This is a genomic window from Neochlamydia sp. TUME1 (assembly GCF_000813645.1).
Lineage (GTDB): Bacteria > Chlamydiota > Chlamydiia > Chlamydiales > Parachlamydiaceae > Neochlamydia.
This window is the reverse complement of sequence record NZ_JRXI01000204.1, coordinates 1-8,979: the sequence shown is the minus strand read 5'-3', so window position 1 is coordinate 8,979 and position 8,979 is coordinate 1. Positions and strand designations below refer to the sequence as shown.

Genomic DNA, 8,979 nt, shown 5'->3' with positions numbered 1-8,979 from the left:
TATTTAGCTTACATAATTGCTTTTTTTAAAACTTCTTAAGTCCTACAAGGGCCATAAAAAAGAAAGCATGGCTATCTGTTTTTTTAATTGGGAGTTGAGGGATAGAATTGAGGGCAATAAGCCAAACTACGAAAAAAAATTGTATTCGATCAAGGAATTGATAATTTTTCCCCTATTGAAGCAAAGGGTGAAATAAAGGTGTCCAGACATAGTTTACCTTAGATGTTATCATCATTGCTCTCAGATTTACAAGCTAGCCTTCTCTTTATTTTGCAAAAAAAGCTCTGTTTCCCTGCATAGCTCTATTTTTGAGAGGTGCTTAAGATAGCTCTCTTAAGAGTTAACCATTGAAAAAATATCATTTTGCAGAGTATGGTAGATGCTTAAATTAAACTTTATTTTATCGGAAAAGTGGCTTTTATGAAGGATGAAACTCTTATCAATTCACCACTAGGAAAACAGACCTTTTATGATACTGTATATGATCCTAGCTTACTATGCCCTTTACCTAGAGATAAACAACGCCAAGCAATTGGGATCGCTGATGTAAATTTACCTTTTCAAGGCTACGATGTTTGGAATGCTTACGAGCTGTCATGGCTTAACGTAAAAGGCAAACCTCTCCTAGCGATAGGAGAATTTTTCTTTCCTTGCCAATCCCCTTATATTGTAGAATCTAAATCTTTTAAGCTTTATTTAAACTCCTTCCATCAAACAACCTTTGCCAATCTAGAAGATGTCCAGGCCATCTTAGAGAAAGATTTAGCAAAATGTGTGGGCCAGCCAGTAAAAGTTAACCTTATTCAATCTAAAGATTATGCAAGCCTTTGCTTAAAAAATCTCCCTGGGTTTTGCTTAGACAATTTAGATATTGAAACCAATCTTTACGCCGTCGATCCTTCCATTCTTGGACATGCAGCAGAACTTGTGGAGGAAGAATTTTATTCTAATCTTTTAAAATCTAACTGCCCTGTTACCAAACAACCTGATTGGGCAAGTCTTTACATTCATTATATAGGGCCTAAAATTAATAAAGAGTCCCTTCTTAAATACATTATCTCCTTTCGCAGCCATTATGAATTTGGAGAGCATTGTATTGAACGTATTTTCATGGATTTGCAAAAATATTGTCGCTGTCATAAGCTGACAATTTATGGCCGGTACACCAGACGAGGGGGCATAGATTTAAATCCCTTTCGTTCAAATTTTGAAAGCTTCATGAGAAATATTCGAGACTATCGCCAATAATTAGGCCAAGGATGAAAATGCGTAAAGCAGAAAAAAATTTTAAGAGGAGAGGATGAAAAACATTTCCTGATTATTTTCCTCGTGTGGACAGATGCAGCGCCACTAATATCTGGCTACCTTTTTAATTGCTCTTATTGTTATCCTAGAGAGGCTAAAAACTTCTTTAGCTTAGCTTTCAAAATGAGGCAGCGAAGCTGATAGCAAAAACATTTACTACTCTTCTAACTTTCTGCAGGGCTAAAGATAAAAGTAACTCTTTTCTTATCTGCTAAATGCTCTTTGTAAGGCATATAAGTTTTCAAATCTGAAAGAGACTCATTAGTCAAGTTAACAGCCACATGATCAAATATTTTTATTAAGAGATCCGATTGTCCACTAGCTGGCATAGCATCGCTAACGACTAAGACCCAATCGTATCTTTGCACAAGCTGCTCTAATAAATTTTTGAAACGGTGGGAGCCGATTAATTCTACTGCAAATCGGGAGACGCCTCCTTCGTAAATGCAATCGTACGAGCCCTGGGAAGTAATCATAGGCTCTTCAATCTCTCCTTGCAGATATTGAATTAATCCTGTCCCATACCCTTGGGAAGTCGCTTTAAAACAGATAGGTATTAAGACAACCTTTTGACCAAGCTTGGTTAAGAGCTTGGCTAAGTGATAAGAATAATCAATTCCTGCTCCATTCAGGAGAAGTAAGGACTGTCCTATCTGCGACTGTGAGCTATTGGTCATATAAGCAATCATACGACGCAGAACATCTAAATCTTGGTCCATCAAATTTTCATTAGAATCATTAGAAGCTTTAGGAGTTAGATGGCCAGAGAGGTGTAAATCGTTAGCTTTAAGATTAGAGGGGCTGACTCGAATGCCAGATACGGTGGATTTAATAATAAAGAAGGTAAAAGTTATAAAGGCCCCCGTAAACGCACCGAAGGCAGCATACAACAAACTACGCGGAGACTTTGGATGCAGAGGAGGCACCGCAAAATCTTGAGGATAAGATTGCAAGATCTCTAAATTACTCGTCAAATTCTTTGATTCTACTAAACTTGTAATTTCTTCCACCATCTTTTGATTAATGAGCAGCTGCTGATCGATTAAACGCTCTTCAACCCATTTGTTAGGTAAATCCTTCATTTCTTTACGCAGCTGCTCTTGATGCTGAACGATGAGGTTAGTCTCCTGCTTTAGATCATTTAAGCGTATTGCCATATATTCCTGCATATGCTTATCTAAAATAGAAATTTGCTGACGTAACAGGCCTAATGTTACACTTTGCAGGGAAACGATTTTTTCCTTAATCAGCTGTTCTTTAAGCTTATGAAGCATAGCAGCTTGATTTAGGTGTTGGCGCAAGAAATCTTTTTGAACATCTAATTGTTCTTTCAAACGTTCCATTTCTTTAGCACTGCGATTGTTTTGATCTTTGATGGCCTGAACAATTTGTGAAGCTTTAGAGATCATCTCGTTGGTGACAAAATCATTTTGAATTCCACTCATTGAAGTCACTTCAAAATTAGGATTTTTCAGCTGCTCAATCATAAAATCCAGTTGGCGGATCAAACCTTGCACTTCATTAAGCATGCGAGTGTAAGAGATATATAATTCTTTAGAAGTCGCAATATCAATCCCTTGAAATTCATTTTGAGGGCTTTGTTGAAAGGCTAAACGCTCTTGAATGACTTTTTCTTGCACATCAAAAAGATGTATTAAATTTTTTAAGTAAGACACAAAGTTTTCTTTCGCTGTCTTTAATGCTAAAGCCTTGTCAGTCCTTTCTTCTTCAGAAAAACAGCTATCCATATCATTTTGGGCGACTAGCAATTTATCTTGCCAAGCTTGTACAGCAAATTTTGAATCATTAACTAAAAGATCTATGGTAGGCTGACTTTGCCCACTTTCTAGGCTTCTTAGCAAGCAAGTAGCCTCAATAGATAAACGCTTGGCTTGTTCTAAATCTAATAACTGTTCAGTAAAGCTATCATGAAAATGATGATTACCAGAAGGATAAGCATTTTTTAAAGCAATATCTAAGGCATCGCTTTGCTGCTTTAAAGCTCTAATTTCTGCCAATGATTGATTGATAACCCCGGGATCACCTTGTAGATCATAAAAAGCACAGTTTTCTTGCTGGGCGTGACTTAATCTCCTAATTGCTAACTCTATATCGTATAATTTCTGCTGGTAATGCGTTTGATTGGCAGAATAAAACTCTATGGCTTTAAGCGAATTAAAAAAGCCACTGGTAGAAATGTCCGATGACATATTTTTTGCATGAGAAACCATCATTTGACGCAATTTAGCTCCCATTTCCTGCTGGCGTTTTTCTAAGTAAGCAATCTGCTCTTGAGAAATACGCTTTTGCTCCTGGCGAATATGTTCCTGATAAATCAGCATCATAGAATTTAAAATTTCTGTGCCTACATGACGATTACTATGTTGCAATTTAATATGAAGGAGATTGCGGTCATTTTGATCCGCTTGGATGGATAAAGCGGCCAATAGATCTTCCGATACTCTGTGCAAGGGCATCAACTCTAAATACCATTGAGTACCCGCTAAAGGCTCAGAGGATTTCTTCATAACGGTAAAAGCATAATCCTTACCTGTTACTTTTCGCCCCCATTCATGCTTACCTATCTTTCTATTATTTTCATCATAAACTTCAAAAAATTCTTCATTAATGAAATGAAGAGTAAAAACTTTAGAAATCTCATCATTGTAAGCTACATCTTGCAGCCATAAGCTTGGGGGATGATCGGGTAAGATGGGTTTTTTAAGGGAAATGAAATGAGCATATTCCACTAAAATATTTTCCGGTATAGATCCCAGTAAATCAAAGCGGGGTTCCATTTTTATCAATAAGCCCTGTAAGCCGCGCCGGTAAATTAACTTCTCCATAAGCTTGCGAGATTTGATGGTAGCTAAAGCTTCACCTTCGGTCTCATTAGCACCGGAAATAAGAAGCTGACTTAATGTAGAAAGACCCGACTTGGATTTACCTTTGTCTTTGAAAGTGCCAGAGATATTGTAAATAACAGGTCGAGATAGAGCAAAGCAGGCAGCAAAGATGCAGCAAAATAAGGCAACAGATATAATAGCGACCTTATGTATCTTTAAGATATGCAAAAGATCAGTGATAGTAATCACACTTTCTGAAGGATATTTATCTATTGGCGGCATATTAAGGTAAACCTCTACTACAATCAATCGTTAATTAACTGGTATGTTCCATAGCCTGCTTGAAGGCCAGTAAAGCTAGGAATCAACTGCTCAATAAATCTATTCCATTGCGTCAAAGGCTTTTCGGCTACATATACAGTATCCCCAGGCATCAATAGTAAGCTATCGTTGGGCAAATGCACGATGTGATCTAAAGAGACTAGGTAGACTTTAGGACAAAGCATATTCCCACGAATCACATGGATGCAGTTGCCATTACCCGTAAAAGGAATACCCCCCGCCGTCACTAAAGCTTCACGTAGAGAAATAAAGCCGTAAGGAACATTGATGGGGCGAGGAGCCCGCACCTCTCCCATCACCATAACTGTAGCATCCGAGGGAGCAGCAATAAAGATTTTATCCCCTCCACGCATTACAATATTTTGTTTCATATCCCCTTCATTGATTAACCTATGCAAATCAATAGGCAATTGACGTCCCTCGCGCATTACATAGCTTTTAAATAAGTTAGCGCCTGGCGGAATATGAGATCTGGCAAGCACTTCATAAAGACGCATTTTTCCGTCTACCGGTACGGTAGGAATAGAAACTAAACCTATTAACTCCACACGACGTTGTAGGCGATCACGGTAATTGACATACACTTCTATATCCTGAATTTGGTCCCGAAAAGCTCTTTGCAATTCCTCACGAGCTTCTTCTAAAGTAAGCCCTTTGACTGCCAGGGGAGGTAAATCGGGTACATCTATTTTTCCTTGATAGACTTTAAATCCACCCGTTGACTCATTGATAAATTGAATAGACTGCATTAAATCTTTACGGGTGGGGTGATAAACAGCAATATTTAAAATATCATCTTCAGCGATTACATCACGGTACTCTAACATATCCTCTTCTGCTAGCTCTCCAAGCTCTACTCCCTCTAGCTCTAAGATAGCTAACTTTCCTTGACGTATGCGATAAGAGTCTATCACAAATTCGTCAGGTCCCATAATGGGATAATCAAAATTAGCAGTTGAGCAAGAAGCGAAAATTATAAGGAGAGATACATTTAGTAAAACAAAAGGCGAAAACAAAAAATTAACTTTTACTTTCTTTCTTTTCTCGCTTAAAGGCATGTCATAAGCCTCTTTGAATAAAATGAATTTTTAAACTTGATAGAATTAAAGTGATCTTTCTTCTCTTAATTCAATCTACCTTATTTATATCTCTTAAAATTGTATTACAGCTTTAAATGCAGATAGTAGAACCTACATCCGCTGTTTAGGAGGGAATAACAAGGCAGTGTAATGATGTTAAACCTATTGCATTTTAAGAGGTAGTAATTTTTTTCCAGTAATACTTTTGGCTACTTAAAGCTTTTTTCCACCACAAGGGAGCATTAATGCTAGCCTGCCCTAAGCGATATCCTGCCCATTTAGCACCTATATGCATTAAAGCATAAGGGAGCAATAAAGGTTTTTCTTGATACAGCTGCTTAAGCATACATGTAGCATAGTGATTCCCTCTCAATTGGTCGTCTTCCGCACAATTTAAAATATTTTCATATTTTTTTCGCATCAATCCTGTATCAAAATATCGACAGAATTCTTGGCGTAAACTATAGCGATGAGAGTGTCTTACTTCCGCCTCTGCTACGTAAGCAATTTTATGCCCTATTTTCAAAAGTTGAGCAGTCGCTAGTGTATCTTCTCCTAAAAGAACAGAACGAAAGCCTTTAACTTCATCTAAAGCGCTGTTTAAGTACGCAGCGCATGAATCTGAACAAAAAAATGTATAGGAGCCATAACGGCGCCTATCAGCAATACTTCGAATTTCACTTCGAACAGGATAATTGTAATACCGAGGAAAAGATTCAAAAAAGTCGGCTCCTTCATGAGGAATTTGCCTTGCATAGGCGATCGATGCTTTGCCTTGTATAATGGGTTCAACCAATTTTTCTAAAACTTGCGGATTTACCGCATAGGCATCAGGGGTTAGCATAACCACCAAATCAGTGCCTAGATGTTTCCTTGCTAACTCGCGGGTCTTGCCATGGTTAAAAGTTGCTTGTGGGATTGATAAAACTTCTACACCTAATGAATAAGCAAGCGATCTGGTTTGATCCCTCGAGGACGAATCTACTACAAGGATTTTTGGGCTTAACGATGATTGCATGATAGGATTAAGACAGCGTACCAGATGCTTCTCAGCATTTAATGTTAGAACAACTACGCCCACTGATTTCATAACCTTTGAACTACCTTACTTAGATTCATTTAATGTGCGAGGAGTTAAAATTTTTGGCCTTCTGTCTCTCTTTCACGGCGATCATTACCTAAAAAAAGAAACAGCTTAAGACACACTAACCCTCAATTCAGCAAATTTCATTCTATTTCCTAAAAAATGCTAATTTAAGCTTAAAACCCTCTAATTTGCAAAAACATTTTGTTTTTATCTGTTTTTTTGATAATTTTCTGCCTTAAAGCAATTTTTAACATCTCTTTTCCTGCGTATAAAACCTAGGGTAATTAAATTTCTATGCCTACTATAAATAACAAATTCAGCACTCTTAGTGGAATATTACTTGTTTCAGGCACTTGTATCGGTGCAGGCATGCTTGCCCTACCTGTTGTAACTGGCTTCTCAGGATTCTTACCAGCCATGGCAGTCAACCTTATCTGTTGGATATTTATGCTAATCACCGGCCTGCTTTTTTTGGAAGCCACGCTCTGGATGAAAGAGGAGGCGAACGTGTTATCCATGGCCGCACGCTTTTTCGGACCTTGTGGTAAGTGGATAGCAGGAGCAGCTTTTCTCTTTCTTTATTATAGCTTAGAGGTCTCTTACATTGCTGGCGGTACACCTCTTTTCATCTCCCAAGTCGAAAGCTTGGGCTTTCATCTCACAGGTTATAAAGGCTACATAGCCTTTGCTAGTCTTTTTGGTTTCATTGTTTTCTTAGGCTCGCAAGTAATAGACCGGGTAAATTTAATCCTTATGATAGCGCTTGTTTTCTCTTACTTTTTGCTCATAGGATTAGGAAGTACCGAAGTACAAATGAGCTTTCTTACCCGAAGAAATTGGAACGCATTTTTATTAGCAATGCCTACCCTTTTTAGCGCTTATGGCTATCATAATATTATACCTTCTTTAACCACCCTTATGCATCGTAATGTGCAACAACTACGGACGGCTATTGTGATAGGCACTAGCCTCCCCTTTATTATCTATACCTTATGGCAATGGATGATTATTGGAACAATTCCTGAATCGCAAATAGCTAAGGCGGTCGCTGAAGGAATCCCCGTTACTCAACTTCTCCATACAATTACAGGACACCCTTGGATTGGCTTTTTAGCTACCTACTTTGGGTATTTTGCTCTGATTACCTCTTTTTTAGGGGTCTCTCTTTCTATGGTAGATTTTTTAGCCGATGGAATATCGGCAAAAAGCCAAGGATGGACACGTATACTTCTTTGCTTAATAGTTTTTATCCCTCCCGCTATCTTTGCCGGCAGCTATCCAGGCATATTTTTAGAGGCTTTAGGAATTGCTGGTGGCTTTGGGGAAGCGATCCTTAATGGACTGCTTCCTATTGGCATGGTCTGGCTCGGTCGTTACAGATTTTATCTACCCCCCCAAGAACAAGTAAGGGGTGGTAAACCTCTATTATTAGCCTTATTAGCATTCACATTATTGATCATTGCTCTAGAAACTTACCATCTGGTGAGAGGCTAACCATAAAGCTTTTACTTGCTAATCTTGACGATCCCCTCTCGTTACCTGCTTAATTTATTTTAAGCTGCTAGAGGCAAAGTTGTAGATAAAAAGCTTTAAGGGATAAGAAAACAGCATTCTCATTTTTAATCTTATGTATTTTAATTGAACTTCTTCTATCTCTTAAAATAGATGATGGAAAAGTAGACAACATTTCAACGCTTACTTTTCCGCTTGAAGAAGAATGTATTACGCTAATTGACCATGATTACCAAATTATATCGGAAGTATTTTTAAGAAAGATTAAAGGCAATCTCGAATTTTTATTTAATTCCAAAAATGAGGCGATGGATAAAACTCTTAAAGTTTTATTACATGACTTCCAAATGCGCAAAGTTTTATCTAGAGAAGATATAGCTGCTCTTACTAAAGAAAAAAGAAAATTTATGGTAAATCGGCTAGGCCAAGGAGTTTACTATGCTGCCAAGCAATTGGTAGACAAATTTTCAAATGAGGAAGAAAGCGTCTTGGCTAAAGAAATGTTAGGCCTTCCTCCAGAATTAACTCAATTTTCGTACGACTCTATATTAATTTTAGTAGAAGTAGTAAAAAAATTGATACAACCTAAAAAAAAACAAATATTTTTCGACTAATTTAATTAATAAAATTAAAGGCTTATAAAAAACATGAACACATTACAATCCCAGTTGAATTTATTAACTAAAATGAAAAGCACTCTAAGAGACATTCTCTGAATTAATTTATTGCGCTATTCTTCTTACCATCAGACGTATCATCGCTAAGTAGAGGAACGCTTGGCTGGTGTTGGTTAAGGTCTCATAATCCT

The 8,979-nt window shown here is 37.6% G+C and carries 6 protein-coding genes; 3 read left to right on the top strand and 3 right to left on the bottom strand.

The genetic code is table 11. From position 1 onward, the window contains the following. Positions 1 to 420: 420 nt before the first annotated feature. Entirely contained in the window at positions 421 to 1,248 is an 828-nt protein-coding gene (gene queF, locus DB41_RS09475) for an NADPH-dependent 7-cyano-7-deazaguanine reductase QueF (RefSeq protein WP_039386632.1), read from the top strand. Between the two features lie 221 nt (positions 1,249 to 1,469). Here the strand turns inward: queF and DB41_RS09470 are convergent, their stop codons facing one another. The 3 genes from DB41_RS09470 to DB41_RS09460 form a co-directional block, all read right to left on the bottom strand. Continuing rightward, the gene (locus DB41_RS09470; RefSeq protein WP_039386629.1) at positions 1,470 to 4,433 is read right to left on the bottom strand and encodes a hypothetical protein; all 2,964 of its coding nucleotides are present in this window, start codon (positions 4,431 to 4,433) and stop codon (positions 1,470 to 1,472) included. A 23-nt stretch (positions 4,434 to 4,456) separates the two neighbouring features. Then, a complete protein-coding gene (locus DB41_RS09465; RefSeq protein WP_080502502.1) occupies positions 4,457 to 5,551 on the bottom strand; it encodes a polysaccharide biosynthesis/export family protein in 1,095 nt (364 codons plus the stop codon). A 193-nt stretch (positions 5,552 to 5,744) separates the two neighbouring features. Then, a complete protein-coding gene (locus DB41_RS09460) occupies positions 5,745 to 6,662 on the bottom strand; it encodes a glycosyltransferase family 2 protein (protein ID WP_039386627.1) in 918 nt (305 codons plus the stop codon). Between the two features lie 291 nt (positions 6,663 to 6,953). Between DB41_RS09460 and DB41_RS09455 the strand changes: the two genes are divergently transcribed. Both DB41_RS09455 and DB41_RS09450 read left to right on the top strand, forming a co-directional pair. Next, positions 6,954 to 8,153: an amino acid permease gene (locus DB41_RS09455; protein ID WP_039386625.1), complete on the top strand. Its 1,200-nt coding sequence runs from the start codon at positions 6,954 to 6,956 to the stop codon at positions 8,151 to 8,153. Positions 8,154 to 8,479: 326 nt separating this feature from the next. Continuing rightward, positions 8,480 to 8,785: a hypothetical protein gene (locus tag DB41_RS09450; protein WP_039386622.1), complete on the top strand. Its 306-nt coding sequence runs from the start codon at positions 8,480 to 8,482 to the stop codon at positions 8,783 to 8,785. The last annotated feature ends 194 nt before the right edge of the window (positions 8,786 to 8,979 follow it).

Bases quoted from the DNA above. Each gene is read 5' to 3' on its own strand.
- queF (WP_039386632.1), top strand. From the start codon at position 421: ATGAAGGATGAAACTCTTATCAATTCACCACTAGGAAAACAGACCTTT.
- DB41_RS09470 (WP_039386629.1), bottom strand. From the start codon at position 4,433: ATGCCGCCAATAGATAAATATCCTTCAGAAAGTGTGATTACTATCACT.
- DB41_RS09465 (WP_080502502.1), bottom strand. From the start codon at position 5,551: ATGCCTTTAAGCGAGAAAAGAAAGAAAGTAAAAGTTAATTTTTTGTTT.
- DB41_RS09460 (WP_039386627.1), bottom strand. From the start codon at position 6,662: ATGAAATCAGTGGGCGTAGTTGTTCTAACATTAAATGCTGAGAAGCAT.
- DB41_RS09455 (WP_039386625.1), top strand. From the start codon at position 6,954: ATGCCTACTATAAATAACAAATTCAGCACTCTTAGTGGAATATTACTT.
- DB41_RS09450 (WP_039386622.1), top strand. From the start codon at position 8,480: ATGGATAAAACTCTTAAAGTTTTATTACATGACTTCCAAATGCGCAAA.